This is a genomic window from Caballeronia sp. BR00000012568055, assembly GCF_029439455.1.
Taxonomy (GTDB): Bacteria; Pseudomonadota; Gammaproteobacteria; order Burkholderiales; family Burkholderiaceae; genus Caballeronia.
Genome location: NZ_JAQFVG010000358.1, coordinates 60694 through 77075, shown reverse-complemented (window position 1 = coordinate 77075; position 16382 = coordinate 60694). Strand labels below are relative to the sequence as shown.

12 protein-coding genes and 1 riboswitch are annotated in these 16382 nt (G+C 60.2%); of the genes, 9 read left to right on the top strand and 3 right to left on the bottom strand.

Going from position 1 to position 16382, the window contains the following annotated elements:
* Positions 1-338: 338 nt before the first annotated feature.
* Positions 339-1289 carry an aldo/keto reductase gene (locus P7F28_RS32120; RefSeq protein ID WP_277189318.1) on the bottom strand — a complete coding sequence of 317 codons (951 nt, stop codon included), beginning with the start codon at positions 1287-1289 and terminating at the stop codon, positions 339-341.
* Positions 1290-1566: 277 nt separating this feature from the next.
* On the opposite strand from P7F28_RS32120, the gene P7F28_RS32115 reads away from it, so the two are divergent.
* The 6 genes from P7F28_RS32115 to P7F28_RS32090 all read left to right on the top strand — a co-directional run bounded on the left by P7F28_RS32115 (position 1567) and on the right by P7F28_RS32090 (position 9729).
* Positions 1567-2730 (top strand): flagellin, encoded by a 1164-nt coding sequence (locus P7F28_RS32115; protein ID WP_277189317.1) that lies wholly within the window; start codon positions 1567-1569, stop codon positions 2728-2730.
* Between the two features lie 188 nt (positions 2731-2918).
* A complete protein-coding gene (gene fliD / locus P7F28_RS32110) occupies positions 2919-4418 on the top strand; it encodes a flagellar filament capping protein FliD (protein ID WP_277189316.1) in 1500 nt (499 codons plus the stop codon).
* 15 nt (positions 4419-4433) lie between these two features.
* Positions 4434-4742, top strand: coding sequence for a flagellar protein FliT (fliT, locus tag P7F28_RS32105; RefSeq protein WP_277189315.1), 309 nt, complete (start codon positions 4434-4436; stop codon positions 4740-4742).
* A gap of 157 nt (positions 4743-4899) precedes the next feature.
* A complete protein-coding gene (locus tag P7F28_RS32100; protein WP_277189314.1) occupies positions 4900-7236 on the top strand; it encodes a tetratricopeptide repeat protein in 2337 nt (778 codons plus the stop codon).
* Positions 7237-7246: 10 nt separating this feature from the next.
* Complete coding sequence (gene vioA, locus P7F28_RS32095; RefSeq protein WP_306806113.1) at positions 7247-8395, top strand: dTDP-4-amino-4,6-dideoxy-D-glucose aminotransferase VioA; 1149 nt, start codon at positions 7247-7249, stop codon at positions 8393-8395.
* Positions 8392-9729 (top strand): ATP-grasp domain-containing protein, encoded by a 1338-nt coding sequence (locus P7F28_RS32090; protein ID WP_277189313.1) that lies wholly within the window; start codon positions 8392-8394, stop codon positions 9727-9729. The genes vioA and P7F28_RS32090 overlap by 4 nt, the downstream gene beginning before the upstream one ends.
* A 164-nt stretch (positions 9730-9893) precedes the next feature.
* On the opposite strand, the gene P7F28_RS32085 is transcribed toward P7F28_RS32090, so the two are convergent.
* The gene (locus P7F28_RS32085) at positions 9894-10904 is read right to left on the bottom strand and encodes a sodium:calcium antiporter (protein WP_277189312.1); all 1011 of its coding nucleotides are present in this window, start codon (positions 10902-10904) and stop codon (positions 9894-9896) included.
* A 113-nt stretch (positions 10905-11017) separates the two neighbouring features.
* Positions 11018-11186: riboswitch (yybP-ykoY riboswitch) on the bottom strand.
* Positions 11187-11393: 207 nt separating this feature from the next.
* On the opposite strand from P7F28_RS32085, the gene P7F28_RS32080 reads away from it, so the two are divergent.
* Positions 11394-12980, top strand: a complete 1587-nt coding sequence (locus P7F28_RS32080) for an ABC transporter substrate-binding protein (RefSeq protein ID WP_277189311.1) — start codon at positions 11394-11396, stop codon at positions 12978-12980.
* 6 nt (positions 12981-12986) lie between these two features.
* On the opposite strand, the gene P7F28_RS32075 is transcribed toward P7F28_RS32080, so the two are convergent.
* On the bottom strand, positions 12987-14060 hold the full coding sequence (locus P7F28_RS32075) for an MBL fold metallo-hydrolase (RefSeq protein ID WP_277189310.1): 1074 nt from the start codon (positions 14058-14060) through the stop codon (positions 12987-12989).
* Positions 14061-14161: 101 nt separating this feature from the next.
* On the opposite strand from P7F28_RS32075, the gene P7F28_RS32070 reads away from it, so the two are divergent.
* Both P7F28_RS32070 and aceK read left to right on the top strand, forming a co-directional pair.
* A complete protein-coding gene (locus P7F28_RS32070) occupies positions 14162-14587 on the top strand; it encodes a MerR family DNA-binding transcriptional regulator (protein WP_277189309.1) in 426 nt (141 codons plus the stop codon).
* Positions 14588-14590: 3 nt separating this feature from the next.
* The gene (aceK, locus tag P7F28_RS32065; protein ID WP_277189308.1) at positions 14591-16372 is read left to right on the top strand and encodes a bifunctional isocitrate dehydrogenase kinase/phosphatase; all 1782 of its coding nucleotides are present in this window, start codon (positions 14591-14593) and stop codon (positions 16370-16372) included.
* Positions 16373-16382: the final 10 nt, after the last annotated feature.

Here is a 16382-nt window from a genome sequence, read left to right as displayed (position 1 = left end):
GAAATCCTGTTTCGCTAAACGTGTTTCTAAATGCGCGACGGTGTTGATGCGCCGCGCGCCGGCACTCCGATCGTCCGGCGGCACGCAATGAAACGGCGCGACGGACACGAGCAAAGCGGCCACGGAGGCCGGAAAAGAGAGAGTTTGAGTTTCAACAACCGCGTGAGCGGTGTGCGTGCTCGGAGGAAAAAGCCAGAGCGCGCATTTCGGAGCCGGTCGCTGTCTTTGATCGACATTGTCTTTTTCGACGGCGACGGCAAGAAATCGGGCACATTTCTCGATTCGGGCGCGATGTTACCAGATCATCGCGCCCGCGCCAAGCCCTTGATGCGCCAGCGTTATCGCTGCCAGGCGCTGGCGTCGTCGAGCAATTCGATGTCGTCGGACGAAAGCGTGAGGCGCGTGGCGTGCGCGAGACTTTCGAGTTGCTCGACCGACGTCGCGCTCGCGATCGGCGCGGTGACGCTCGGCCGCGCGATCGCCCACGCCAGCGCGACGGTCGCGGGCGTGGTGTCGTTGCGTTTGGCGACTTCGTCGAGCGCGTCGAGAATTTTCAGGCCGCGCGCATCGAGATATTTTTCCACGCGCGAGCCGCGCGCTTTGCCCTGCAAATCTTCCTTCGAGCGATATTTGCCCGACAGAAAGCCGCTCGCCAGGCTGAAGTACGTCACCACCGCGACCTTGTTCGCCGTCGCCACCGGTTCGAGATCGGTCTCGTAGCCTTCGCGGTCGTACAGGTTGTACTCCGGCTGAAGAATCTGATACGCCGGCAAACCCGATTCCTTCGCCACCTTCAGCGCCTCTTCCAGCCGCGCGCCCGTGTAGTTCGACGCGCCGATCACGCGCACCTTGCCCGCCTTGATGAGCTTTTGATACGCGTTCAGCGTCTCGTCGAGCGGCGTCTTGTCGTCGTCGAGATGGGAGAAATAGACGTCGATGTAATCGGTTTTCAGGCGGCGCAAGGAGTCGCCCACCGCCGCCGCGATATTCGCCGCCGACAGCCCCGCGCGCGTGCTCAACATGCCGACTTTGGTCGCCAGCACGATTTTGTCGCGCTTGCCGCTCTCCTTGAACCATTTGCCGATGATGGTTTCCGACTCGCCGCCGGTATGTCCTTCGATCCACGCCGAATAAACATCGGCGGTATCGATGAAGTTAAGTCCGTGATCGACAAAGGCATCGAGGATGGAAAAAGACGTTCGCTCGTCAGCAGTCCAGCCAAAAACATTGCCACCGAATACGAGGGGCTGAACTTTCAGGTCCGACGTGCCGATATTGCGTGCAGACATGGATGCTCCGGGAGTTATTGGAAACGAACGGAAAAGCATACGCGCGATTGCTCCGCCTTGCCGGGCGGGCGTTTGCAAGCGAGCGCACGTACGCGCAAGCAAGCCCCGAGCACCTGTTGCGATTCGTTACACAAATAAAGTCAACGGCTCTTAAGTTTTGTTCTAAGGGGCCGAAAACCAAAGTAAGCGGCCGGCTATCACCGAATAAGCAGGTTCGCTAAGAAGCAAAATCGGTGTTAAGCCAAAGCCAGACTTATCTCCCAAGGAGAAATTTAAAATGATCGGTATCAATAGCAATATCAACTCGCTCGTCGCTCAGAACAACCTGAACAACACGCAGAGCGCCCTGTCGTCGGCTATTTCGCGTCTCTCGTCGGGCAAGCGCATCAACAGCGCAGCAGACGACGCAGCAGGTCTCGCGATCTCCACCCGTATGCAAACGCAGATCAACGGCCTGAACCAAGGCGTGTCGAATGCGAACGACGGCGTGTCGATGGTCCAGACGGCGTCCAGCGCACTGTCCTCGCTGACCTCCAGCCTGCAACGTATCCGTACGCTGGCTGTGCAAGCTTCGACGGGCACGATGTCGTCGAGCGACCAGGCCGCGCTGCAACAAGAAGTTTCGCAGCAAATTCAGGAAGTGAACCGTATCGCGTCGCAAACGACGTACAACGGCACGAACATTCTCGATGGCTCGGCTGGCATCGTGAACTTCCAGGTCGGCGCGAACGTCGGTCAGACGATCAACCTCGATCTGTCGGGCAGCATGTCGGCGAACAGCCTCGGCGGCGGCGTGGTGGCGAAGGGTCAAACGGTCGGCACGGTCAGCGGCCTGCAACTGTCGTCCACCGGCGCTTACACGAGCACGGCTTCGAGCGCATCGATCACGGCGGTCAACGTCGTGTCCGACGGTTCGGGCGGCTTCACGTTCACCGACCAGAACGGCACGGCACTGACCAGCACAGTCGCCAACACGATTTTCAGCGCAGGCACGACCGGCGGCTCGGCAACGGCTCCGATCACCACGCTGGCACTCAGCTCGGGCGCAACCAGCTCGGGTATGTCGGCAGCTTCGCTCACGGCAATCAGCAACGCCGTGGCGCAGATCAACAAGGTCAACAAGCCGGCTAACGTGTCGAACCTCGACATCAGCACGGTGAGCGGTGCAAACGTCGCGATGGTTTCGATCGACAACGCGCTGACCACGGTGAACAACCTGCAAGCTCAGCTCGGCGCAGCACAAAACCGCTTCACGGCAATCGCTTCGTCGCAGCAGGCTGTTTCGACGGACTTGTCCTCGGCTCAGTCGCAAATCACCGACGCCAACTTCGCGCAAGAAACGGCGAATCTGTCGAAGGCTCAGGTTCTGCAACAAGCAGGTATCTCGGTTCTGGCGCAAGCGAACTCGGCACCGCAGCAAGTTCTGAAGCTGCTCGGCTAAGTTTGACGAAGTAGAAAAGCGCCGCGCTCCGACGGGCGGCGCAGTAAAAAGCAGCAAATGTTGGGAGGCTCGCCTCCCAACACGCATTTGTTTCACGGGATCGGTTGCACGCGCGCGAAGCATATTGATGTCGATGCGCTCCCGATCATCGTCTGTTTTACTGAATTTCCGAACCACGGAGCATTACGATGTCAACCGTTTCGTCGACCAGTGCCGATCAGACCGCTCTGCAACAAGCCGCGCAGTCGATCATCAGCGGCTCGACCGGCAATTCGAGCATGGACGTCAGCTCGCTGGTCTCCACCCTCGTCAATGCGAAGGTCGCCGGCCAGACCGCCACGCTCGCAAACCAGGCCAGTTCCGACAACACGCAGATTTCCGCGTACGGCACGCTGTCGTCCGCGTTGAGCGCGTTGCAGACCGGTTTATCGACGTTATCGGATGGCACGTCCGCCACCAAGTACACCGCCACCATGAGCGGCACCGGCATTACCGCGACCGCGGCTGCCGGCGCTGTCGCTGGCTCTTATTCGATCGCGGTCAACAACGTGGCTTCTTCGCAAGCCTTGTCGTCCGCGGCATTCGGCGCATCCACTGCGCTCGGCGCGGGCACGCTTACGGTTTCCGTGGGCGGCAAGTCGAGCAGCATCAGTGTCGATAGCACCAACAACACGCTGTCCGGCATCGCGGCGGCGATCAACGGCGCGTCCGACAATCCGGGCGTGACGGCGACTATCGTCAACGGTACGGACGGCGCGCATATCGTGCTGCGCTCCACTACGACGGGTTCGGCCAACGCGATCAGCGTCTCGACCAGCAACATCACCGACGACTCGGGCGGCCTGTCCAGTCTCGGCGTGACCTCGACGGCAAGCAGCACGGGCGGTGCATCGACGATTACCTCGGCGAACACGGCTTCGGCGTGGACGCAGAGCACGGCGGCGCAAGACGCGTCGTACAGCATCAACGGCATTGCGGGCACGAGTTCGACCAACGCGATCAACTCGGCCATCGCGGGCGTGACGATCAACCTGAGCGCCGCCGCCGCGAACTCCGCGAATAATTCGCAAACCTTGACGATCGCCTCCGACACCAGCAGCCAGTCGAGCGCGATCAGCAACTTCGTCAGCCTCTACAACACGCTCGTCACGACGATGAGCACGCTGACCAAATACGATTCCACCGCGTCGTCGCAAGGCCCGCTGCTCGGCGATTCGACGCTGAACTCGGTCAAGAGCACGGTGTCGTCGATCATCGCGCATGGCGTGACGTCGGGCGGCACGACCTCGAGCCTGGCGTCGATCGGCATTTCGCTGAACGCGGACGGCACGCTCGCGCTCGACAGCACCAAGCTCAACACTGCGCTGACCACCAATGCATCGACGGTGAATTCGCTGTTCAACGCGACCAACGGTATCGGCAAGCAATTGAACGATGCGGTCACCTCGTTCACCTCAACGACCGGCATCATCGCGGCGCGCACGACGGTGCTGAACAAGGACCTGACCAATCTCACAACGCAGCAGTCGAATCTGGCGACGTACACATCGCAATTGACGGCGCAGTATCAGGCGCAGTTCACCGCGCTGAACACGCTGATGGCGACGATGAACAACAACTCGCAATATCTGACGCAGTTGTTCGGCGGCACCAACAGCGCAGGCGCGCTGGCCACGGCCAAGAGCTAAGCGGGAGCGATGAACATGGAACGCATGGACCAGGCAAAACTGATCGAAGCATTGCTGGCGAAGACGCAGGAAATCGAATTCGCCGCCACGATGCTCGACTGGACCCGCGCCGCGCAACTCGCCGACGAGCGCACGGCGCTGCTGCATCGCCTGAGCCCGGAGCAGACGCCCGAAGCGATGGAATCGATCCGCCGCATTCAGGCGAGCGCCGCGACCTTGTTCACGCGCGCACGCGAGGCGCAGGACACGCTGCAAACGGAATATCGCGCCGCGATGGGCCGTGTAAAAAGCGTCGGCATGTATCAGCGGACCGCGTCGCTGTAAGGCTGCGCAAGCCGATTCAGACTCGAAGCCCTCCACGCGAGGGCTTTTTTCATTGGCCGCCGATTGCTCAATTTGGCGGGATTTTTGGTGCTTTCTCCCGGCTTCGGCGGCGCGGGACCGACGGGATAATCCGTCTACATCCTAAACGCGCCATGCCATGACTGAAATTTCCCTGACGCCCGCCGCCGCGACGCTCACGCCCGAACAACAGTTCGAGCACGATATCGCGCTGGTCATGCAGAGCGCGATCGAGCATCACACCGAAGAGCGCTTCGACGATGCCGAAGCGCTCTACGAAGCCATCATCGGCGCGGTGCCGAATCATGGCGACGCGAACTACAACCTCGCGGTCCTGAAAGTGCAGACCGACCGCCCCGCCGATGCCATCGCGCTATTCGAAACCGCGCTCGGCATTGCGCCGAACAACGGCAATTACTGGGTCAGCTATATCAACGCGCTGCGTGAGAGCGGGCAGACCGCTGCGGCGTGGATCGCGGTGGAAATCGCGCAGAAACAGGGCGTGCATGGTCCGGCGCTCGACGGCCTGATTTTGCAGATGGCCACGCCCGGCGTTGCGCTCCAGACCAGCGCCAATGGCGCGCAGCCGATTCAAATCACGCTCGAAGCCGCGGCGCAACCCGGCACGCCGGAACAAAAACCCGCCGATAACGGCCGCCGCGCCAGCAAGCACGAGCTGGATCAGCACGCGATGCACTTCGCCAAGAGCCGCTTCACCGAAGCCGTCACGGCGGCGCGCAAGCTGGTGAAACGCTATCCGTCGGACGGCATGACGTGGCGCGCACTGACCATTTCCCTGCACAAGCACGGCGATTTCCTCGAAGCCATCGAAACCGCGCGGAAAACGCTGGCCATGCTGCCCGCCGATCCGATCACGCATTTGCTGCTCGCCGATACGCTGCGCCTGCTGGGCCGTTCCGCCGAGTGCGAAGCCGCCGCGCGCGCGCTGCTGGCCGTCGATCCGCAGCACGCGGAAGGGCATCGCCTGCTGGCGCTCGCTCAAGCCACGCAAGGCCGCTCGGACGCGGCGATCATCACGGCCAGACGGGCTATCGAGCTGGCGCCGAATGTCGCGGCGGGACACAGCGCGCTCGGGTTCATCCTGCTCGAACAAGGCGTAATGCGTGCCGCCGAGGAAAGCTTTCGCCGCGCCATCGAACTCAATCCGATGGACGACGTCTCGCACAGCAATATGCTGTTCTGCCTGACGCACAACGAAAACATCACGCCGGACGATCTGCGCGAACAGCACGGCGTCTTCGGCGCGCGCCACGAAGAACGCGTGCGCGCGCTTTGGCCGGAGCACACCAACAACCGCGACACCGAACGGCAACTGCGTATCGGCCTGGTTTCGGGCGACTTGTTCAATCACGCGGTTTCGTCCTATCTCGTGCCGGTGATTCGCCATCTCACCGAGGACGCGAGCCTTTCGCTGCACTTCTATCAAAACGACCCGCGTGTCGATGCAACCACCGACCTGCTGCGCGGCTGGGCCGATAGCTGGCAGGAAGTCACCGGCCTCACCAACGAAGCCTTCGCCGCACAGGTGCGCCGCGATCGTATCGATATCCTGATCGATCTGTCGGGCCACACCGGGCGCAACCGGCTCGTCGCGCTGGCGCGCAAGCCCGCGCCCGTGCAGGTTTCGTGGATCGGCTATCCGGCGACCACGGGTTTGAAAGCGATGGATTATCAGATCGCGGATCGTTTCATCGCGCCGGAAGGTGAGTTCGAAAAGCAGTATCTGGAAAAGATCATCCGTTTGCCCGCCATCGCGCCGTTCATGCCGCCGCAGCATTGCCCGCCGGTCAATGGCCTGCCCGCGCTGCACAACGGCTATATCACCTACGGCAGCTTCAACCGGCTCAACAAGCTGCGTCCGGATGTGATCGCGGTGTGGGCGCGCGTGCTCCATGCCGATCCGACCTCGCGCATGATTCTGGGCGCCACCGGACGCGATCTCGACCGCAAGCAGTTCCTCGACTGGTTCGCCGCCGAAGGCATCGACGCATCGCGGCTGGCGTTCCGTCCGCGCGCGGGCGTGCCGGTGTATCTGCAGCAGCATCATCAAGTCGATCTGTGTCTCGACGCCTTCCCGTACGCCGGTTCGACGACCACGCTCAACGCCTTATGGATGGGCGTGCCGACCGTCACGATTCCCGGCGACACGCTGGCGAGCCGCGGCAGCGCCTGCTGGCTCAGCCACGTCGGATTGAGCGAATTCATTGCACGCGATCGCGACGATTTCGTCGAAAAAGCAATCGCCCTGTCGCGCGATACCGTCGCGCTCAACGCACTGCGAACCAGCCTGCGCGAACGATGCACGCAATCCGCCGCATTCCAGCCCGCAAAAGTCGCAGCCGGTTTGTCGCAAGCCTTGCGCACGATCTGGACGCGCTGGTGCAAGGGACAAGCCACCGAATCTTTCGAAGTCAGCCTGCCGAGCGCAGACGCTTTGCCATCCGTGAATTCGTAAGGGGCACGCCATGACCGCCAGCCTTCCGTCGCAAGCCACAACGAATCTGGTGAGTGACCGCATCTATGTCACTCAGCCTTATCTCCCGCCGCTGAACGAATTCCTGCCTTATCTCGAAGAAATCTGGTCGAGCAAGGTGCTGACGAACGCCGGACCGTTCCATCAGCAGTTCGAGCGCGCGCTGTGCGAATACCTCGGTGTGCCGCATCTTTCGCTGTTCGCCAACGGCACGCTCGCGCTGGTGACCGCGCTTCAGGCGCTGCGCATCACCGGCGAAGTCATCACGACGCCCTACTCGTTCGTGGCGACCGCGCACTCGCTGCTGTGGAACGGGATCAAACCCGTATTCGTCGATGTCGATCCGAACACGCTCAATCTCGACCCGGCGCGCATCGAAGCTGCGATCACGCCGCAGACCACGGCGATCATGCCGGTTCACTGCTACGGCCGCCCGTGCAACGTCGATGCGATTCAGAAGATCGCCGACAACTACAACCTGAAGGTGATCTACGACGCCGCGCACGCGTTCGGCGTGCAGACGGAAAACGGCAGCGTACTGTCGAACGGCGATCTGTCCGTGCTGAGCTTTCACGCGACCAAGGTCTTCAACACCTTCGAAGGCGGCGCGATCATCTGCCCGGACGCGAAGACCAAGCAGCGCATCGATCACCTGAAGAACTTCGGTTTCGTCGATGAAGTGACGGTGGTCGCGCCCGGCATCAACGGCAAGATGAGCGAAATCAACGCGGCTTTCGGCATGTTGCAGCTCAAACATATCGATCACGCACTCGCGCGCCGCGCGGATTTCGACGCCCAATATCGCGAGCGGCTGGCCGGCGTGCGCGGCATCCGCTGTCTGCCGAAGGGCAGCGAGAAGGTCGCCAATCACGCGTACTTCGCCATTCAGGTCGAAGACGATTTCCCGATCGACCGCGACGCGCTCTACGATCACTTCAAGCAACACGATATCTACGCACGCCGCTACTTCTACCCGCTGATCTCCGAATTCCCGATGTATCGCGGTTTGCCTTCCGCCAACAAAGAGAATCTGCCGGTCGCCACGCAGGCGTCGCGGCGCATCCTTTGTCTGCCGATGTTCGCCGACCTCACGGCGGCTCAGGTCGATCGCATCTGCGACGTCATCGCGGGGATCAAATGAGCGCGCGTCATGTGCTGGTGTTTCCGGCGGGCACCGAGATCGGCCTGGAGATTCAACACGCGCTGAAGGATTGCAAGGAAGTCCGGCTGTTCGGCGCGGGACAGGACATTCCCAATCACGGCAAGTTTGCGTATGGCGAGTACCATCGCCTGCCGCATATCGGCGATCCGAACTGGCTGCCCGCGTTGCAGGATCTGTGCGAAACGCTGTCGATCGACTACATCATTCCGGCATATGACGATGTCATCGTGGCGCTGTCGCGCGTCTCGGATCAGTTGAGCGCCGCGGTCATCACTTCGCCGCGTGAGGCGTGCGAAATCACGCGCTCGAAGTCGCAGACCTATGCGGCGCTGACGGGCATCGTCGCGGTGCCGCATCTTTATGCCGATGCCGCCGATGTCGATCGTTTTCCCGTCTTCGTGAAGCCGGATCGCGGGCAGGGATCGTTCGGGGCGCGGCGTATCGAGAATCGCGAACAACTGGATGCGGCGCTTGCGGACGTGCCCGGATCGATCATCTGCGAATTTTTGCCGGGCGAGGAATACACGGTCGATTGCTTCTCCGACCGCGAGCGTGGTCTGCTGTTCGCGCAGGCGCGCGGACGCAGGCGCGTGCGCAACGGCATTTCGGTGAATTCGATCACGCAGGATATCGAAGGCGTGCCCGCGCTTGCCGCGAAAATCGGCGCGCGTCTTGGTCTGCGCGGCGCGTGGTTTTTTCAGCTCAAGCGCGCCGCGAACGGCGAACTGACGCTGCTCGAAGTCGCACCGCGAATTGCGGGCGCGATGGCGCTGCATCGCGTGACTGGCGTGAATTTTCCGCTGATGAGCATTTTCGAGCACGAACGCAAACCGCTCGGCATTCTGGTGAATCCCGGTGAAGTGGAAATCGATCGCGCGCTGGTGAATCGTTATCGGCATTCAATTTCCTTTGCCACGCTGTATGTCGATCTGGACGACACGCTGATTCTTGGCGACGCCGTCAACACGCGTCTTGTCGCGCTGATTTTCCAGTGCCTCAACGCGGGCAAGCGCGTGAATCTGATTACGCGACACGCGTCGGATTTGAATGCGACGCTGCGGCGGCATCGCCTGAGCGGATTGTTCGATCGTGTGATTCATCTGCGCGACGGCGAGAGCAAGGCGGATTACATCGCCGAGCCGGACGCGATTTTCATCGACGATAGCTTCCGCGAGCGGCTGGATGTAACGAAGCGCCTTGGCATCCCGACATTCGATTGCAGCATGATCGAAATGCTGACGCAGCAGGCCGAATCGATGAACGCGCGCGGTGCGTCCGACGTGCGTGAACGGTCGGTCGAAGGGGTATCGTAAAAAATCGAAGCGGGCGGCTAAAGTTTCCCCGCCACGCTCCGATAACCTTAATAAGAACAACAAGAACGACGCGCCAGGATCAGAGGCGCGGCTTCGCTCTTGATGCCCGCCTCGTGCGGGCATTTTTTATTTGGAGGGCTGATTACCGTGTGACTAGCGCGTGATTAGCGCCCAAGCGTCAACGTCAAATACGCCACATAAAGCGCGCCATTCCCCAGCAACGCCCACAGCACCACCCCATTCACCCGTGCATTGAACCGCAGCCACGCGGCAGCGGCCAGCGTAATCAATACGCCCGTCAGCACTTCGATACGCGGTTCCCACGGCGTCAACATAATGCCGATCGCGGGCAGCAACGTGCCCTGAAACACCATCGCGCCGGTGATATTGCCGAACGCGAGCGTGTCCTTGCCGCGACGCGCCCAGATGATGCTGTTCACCTTCTCCGGCAACTCGGTGGCAATCGGAATGATGATCAGCGACAGCAGCAGCGCCGACACGCCCAACACCTGCGACACGCCTTCGACGCCGTGAATGAAGCCCTTCGCGCCGCCGACCAGCAACACGATGCCGATCAGAAACTGCAACATGATCGACCCAAGCGACGTCTTCAGACCGATGCGCGTGATGAACAACGCTTCCGGCGCTTCCGTGCCGTGCCCGCTTTCGACCAATGACGCCGACGCGCGGAACGTGCAGATCACATACGTCACGTACACGCCGACCAATCCCGCCGAGAACAACGCGCGCACTTCCCACGCGTGATGCGGCACGAACATCGCGCCGCAGGCGATCAGGAATGCGAACAGGAAGAAGTTGAGATCGCGCGTGAAACCCGTGCGCTCGGGCACCACGCGCCCTTTCAAACCGCGCGACTTGATGATGGCCAGCGTCATCAGAAACGTGGACAGCGTGGCCAGCATCAACGGCGCGCCGAGAATCGCGCCGACGCCGATTTCCTCGTTGACCGCGCGGCTCGGCGTGCCGCCCAATAACGCGATGATCGGCACCGTGGTTTCAGGCAGCGCCGTGCCGACCGCGGCGAACAGCGAACCGGTCACGCCTTCGGAAATGCCGAGCCGTTCGCCGAGATGTTCGAGCGCATTGGTGAAGAGTTCGGAGGCGATCAGAATGACCGCGAGCATCAACGCGAGTTCGATGAATAGCCACGTCATGCGGCACCTCGCATCGAACAAAAAAATGAGCGATGAAGCGCGTGCGAGAGACGCGCGTGCAACCGCGCGAGGGGAAGATATAGTTTTTGTGGGGACACGATGTTTCCGAGGTCGGACGTCAGCGAACCACGATGCGCCATGCCTCGTCCGACCAGGAACGACATGCCGCATCGATGGTCTCGCCAAACCGGACCGGTCGAACGCGCCACGGCACGATAGCCGAGGATGTTGACGCGTTCTCCTCCCATTGCGGAAGGAAGGCTACTCCCCAAAGACGGCGCAAGTTTAGCCTGATGCGGCCCGACTCGGCAAGCCGCGAATATATGCGTATGTCGATCGAATCGTTGTCGATCATCGATCATTTCGCTAATCTGGCCGCGCGGGCGCGATGCTTGCTCTTTTGTCGGACATTCTTTCGCGCCAAGTCATACGAACGCCACAAAAACAATCCGCTATACCGTTGTGTGACCCAGGGTCACGGGAGATCTCATGCGTCTGAAACAATTCGCTGCCGTAGCTTTGGCCTTGTCTCCGGTTCTGGCGTTTGCCAAGCCGCTGACCGTGTGTACCGAATCGAGCCCGGATGGTTTCGATGTCGTGCAATTCAATTCGCTGGTAACGACCAATGCATCGGCGGATGTCATCTTCAATACGCTCGTGTCCTACGATGAAGCGCAGAAGAAAGTCGTGCCCGCGCTCGCAGACAAGTGGGACGTCAGCAGCGACGGCCTGAGCGTCACGTTCCATCTGCGTCCGAACGTGCAGTTTCAGACCGCCGACTGGTTCAAGCCGACGCGCGCGCTCAATGCCGATGACGTCGTCTTCACCTTCGAACGCATGCTGTCCGACAGCAATCCGTGGCACAAGGTTGCGGGCGCGAGCGGCTTCCCGCACGCACAGTCGATGGGTCTCGTGAAGCTGATCAAGTCCGTCAGCAAAGTGGACGATCAAACCGTCAAGTTCGAACTGAACGAGCCGAACGCCACCTTCGTGCCGATTCTCACGATGGGCTTCGCATCGATCTATTCGTCGGAATATGCGGACAAGTTGCTCAAGGCCAATCAGCAAAACGATCTGAATGCCAAGCCGATCGGCACCGGCCCGTTCGTGCTCAAGAGCTATACGAAGGACGCGGTGATCCGTTATGACGTGAATCCGACGTACTGGGGACCGAAGCCGAAGATCGATCGATTGATCTACGCGATCACGCCGGACGCCACCGTGCGCGCGCAGAAGATCAAGGCGGGCGAATGCCAGATCGCGCTATCGCCGAAGCCGCAGGACGTGCTCGATGCGAAGAAGGACAAGTCGCTCAAGGTCAGCGAAACGCCCGCGTTCATGACGGCCTTCGTCGCGTTGAATACGGAGAAGAAGCCGCTGGATAATCCGAAGGTGCGTCAGGCGCTCAACATGGCGTTCGATCGCACGACGTATATGAAGACCGTGTTCGAGAATACGGGCACGGCGGCGGTGAACCCGTACCCGCCGAACACGTGGAGCTACGACAAGAACATCGCTGCATACAAGTATTCGCCCGATGCCGCCAAAAAGCTGCTCGCCGATGCAGGTTTGCCGAACGGTTTCGAGACGACGATCTGGGTGCGTCCGAACGGCAGCGTGCTCAATCCGAATCCGAAGGCCGGCGCGGAATTGCTGCAAGCCGATCTCGCGAAAATCGGCGTGAAGGCGCAGGTGAAGGTGATCGAATGGGGCGAGCTGATCAAGGAAGCCAAGCAAGGCCACCACGATATGCTGTTCATGGGCTGGGCCGGCGACAACGGCGATCCGGACAACTATCTTTCGCCACTCTTTAGCTGCAACGCGGTGAAGTCCGGCATCAACTTCGCCCGATACTGCGATCCAACGCTCGACAAGGCGATTTCAGACGGCAAGACCACGGCTGACGTCAGCAAGCGCACGAAGGCTTATATCGATGCGCAGAAGATCATCCACGATCAGGCGGTGTGGATTCCGCTGGTTTATCCGACGGCTTATGCGCTGACGCGGGGCAACGTCAGCGGGTATAGCGTGAGTCAGTTTGGGCGGGTGAATTTTGGGGCGGTGAGCGTGCAGTAAGTGAAGTCAGACCGGCGCGAACCGAATCACGCCATCGTCGCCGGTCTGGCGTTTCAGCGTGCCATCGAGCCAGAGCAGATTCAGATGCGCCAGCGCTTCACCGAGCGCGAACGTCATTTGATGGATATCGAGCTTGCGTTTGAACATGAGCGGCACGATATCCGCCGCGCTGCATGGCTTTTCCGCGCACGCCTCGCGCACTTCCGCCAAACGCGCGCGATGATGATCGCGTAATTGACCAATCCGCGTCTTCACGCCGCGAAACGGCTTGCCATGCGACGGCAACGCAAGCACGTCCTCCGCCATCGATTCGTAACGCCCGAGCGATTCCAGATACAGCGCAAGCGGATTGCCTTCCGGTTCAAGTCCGAACACCGACACGTTCGTCGAAATACGCGGCAAGACCATATCGCCGGAAATCAGCAGCTTGTCTTGCGCGTTGTACAGCGCGCTATGTTCGGGTGAGTGACCGTAGCCCGACACTACTTCCCAATCACGCCCGCCAATTTCGATGCGATCGCCATCGCGAATGCGCCGGTATTCGAGCGGGATCGATGGCACGAGAGTCGGGTAATAGCTATCGCGTTTGCGTAACGCATCGAGCGATGCTTCGTCAGTGAGGCCGTGCGTTGCGAAATGCAGCGCGGCGCGCTCGCCGCCTGCGTTCGAGCCATCGCCTGCGGCCATCACGCGGCCCATCGCGTATTCGCCAAGCGATATCCACAGGCGCACGTTCCAGCGCTGCTTGTCGCCACCGTTGCAGATCCAGTCCGCGAGGCCGAGATGGTCCGGATGGCAATGCGTGACGATTACGCGCAGCACGGGCAGACCGTCGAGCGCTTCGTCGAATACGCGTTCCCAGTTGCTGCGGATCGTGGCGTCCGAAATGCCGCAATCGACCACGGTCCAGCCTTGCACGCCATCGATTTCATCGCGCAGCAGCCAGAGATTGATGTGATCGAGCGCGAACGGCAACGGCATGCGCAGCCACAACACGCCCGGCGCGACTTCCTTCACATGACCGGCCTCGGGCAAGGTATCGCCGAAAACATAGTCGAGTTGATGTTCGAGTGCGTTCATGTGATCCGTGTCTCCGGGTTTGCGCCGCGTTGCAATTTGATCAAGTTGACGATAACGTTAACTTCCACATTCTAACGTTGCGCGAGAAAACACGCCCGGCGATGACTCAGTCCACCATGCACTTCACCATCACCGAACTCGCGCGCGAATTCGATGTCACGCCGCGCGCCATTCGCTTCTACGAAGATCAGGGCTTGCTCGCACCCGCGCGCGAAGGTTCGAACGGTCTGCGGCGCGTGTATTCGCCGCGCGACCGCACGCGTTTGAAGCTCACCTTGCGCGGCAAACGGCTCGGCTTCACGCTTTCGGAAATCCGCACGCTGCTCGATCTCTACGATTCCCCCACCGGCACCACCGCGCAACTTCAAGCCTTCGCCGATACCATCGCCGCGCACCGCGAAGTGCTCGAACGTCAGCGCGAAGACCTCGACACCACGCTCGCGGAACTCGCCGCATATGAAGATCAGGCGCGCGCGTTATTGAGCGCAGATTCGGAAAAACGCGGGCGCAAACCGAAGGCTGCGTAACACATGAAGCACTTCCCGAAACTGCTTTCCTCGCAAATCGGTTTCGATGTGGCCGAAACGCTGCTCGATGGTTTCAATCGCCACTACCGCGTGTTTCGCGATGCCGCGATTCAGGCCAAGCAATATTTCGAAGAAGGCGACTGGCTCGCGCTTCAAACGCTCGCGCGCGATCGCATTGCATCGTATGACGATCGGGTGGCTGAATGTGTGACGAGTCTCGAAGATGAATACGACGCCGAAAATATCGACGACGATATCTGGCAGCAAATCAAGCTGCATTACATCGGCTTGTTGACGACGCATCGGCAGCCGGAATGCGCGGAAACGTTTTTTAATTCGGTGTGCTGTCAGATTTTGCATCGCTCGTATTTCAACAATGACTTTATCTTCGTGCGGCCGGTGATATCGACCGAATATATCGAGAACGACGAACCCGCCGCCAGGCCGACGTATCGCGCGTATTACCCCGAGAAAGACGGGCTGGCCGCGACGCTCGAGCGTATTGTCACGAACTTTCAATTGGCGTCGCCATTCGAGGATTTATCGCGCGATGTGCAGTGCGTGATGCAATCCATGCACGATGAATTCGGCGCCTTCACGCCCGCGCCGAATTTCCAGATTCATGTGCTGTCGTCGCTGTTTTATCGGAACAAGGCGGCGTATATCGTCGGGCGAATCATCAATGGCGACGCGCTGTTGCCATTCGCCATTGCCGTGCGCCACGTTCAGCCACGCGTGCTCGCGCTCGATACCGTGCTGCTGACACGCGAGCAATTGCTCATTATCTTCAGTTTCTCGCACTCGTATTTTCTGGTCGATATGGAAGTGCCATCGGCTTATGTGGAGTTTCTCGGCACGATCATGCCGCATAAACCGAAGGGCGAAATCTATACGTCGGTCGGTTTGCAGAAGCAGGGAAAGAATCTGTTTTATCGCGACTTGCTGCATCATCTGAAGCATTCGAGCGATCGGTTTATCATCGCGCCGGGCATCAAAGGGCTGGTGATGATCGTGTTCACGCTGCCTTCGTTTCCTTACGTGTTCAAGCTCATCAAGGACGCGTTTCCGCCGCCGAAGGACACCACGCGGCAGAAGATCAAAGACAAGTATTTGCTCGTCAAACGGCATGATCGTTTAGGCCGGATGGCCGATACGCTCGAATATTCCAGCGTCGCTTTGCCACTCGCGCGTCTCGACGACGCGTTGATCCGCGAACTGCAAAAAGAAGCGCCTTCGATGATCGAATACGAAGGCGACAAGCTCGTGATCCGGCATGTGTATATCGAACGTCGCATGGTGCCGTTGAATCTGTATTTGCAGAACGGCGACGCGGCGCAGATCGATCACGGCATCAAGGAATATGGCGATGCCATCAAACAATTGATTCAGGCCAATATCTTTCCCGGCGACATGCTGTATAAAAACTTCGGCGTCACGCGGCACGGACGCGTGGTTTTTTACGATTACGACGAGATCGAATATCTCACCGATTGCAACGTGCGCCGCGTGCCGCCGCCGCGCAACGAAGAAGACGAGATGTCGGGCGAGCCGTGGTACAGCGTCGGTCCGCACGATATCTTTCCCGAAACCTACGACACGTTCCTGCTCGGCGACCCGCGCGTGCGCGAAGCCTTTATGCGCCATCACGCGGATTTCTTCGATCCCGCGCTCTGGCAGCATCACAAGGAACAAGTGCAGCGCGGCGAACTCGCCGATTTCTTTCCCTACGATCAGGCGGTGCGCTTCAGCGTGCGCTATCCGGCGCAATTCGCGCAGACCGCCTGAAGCTGAATCA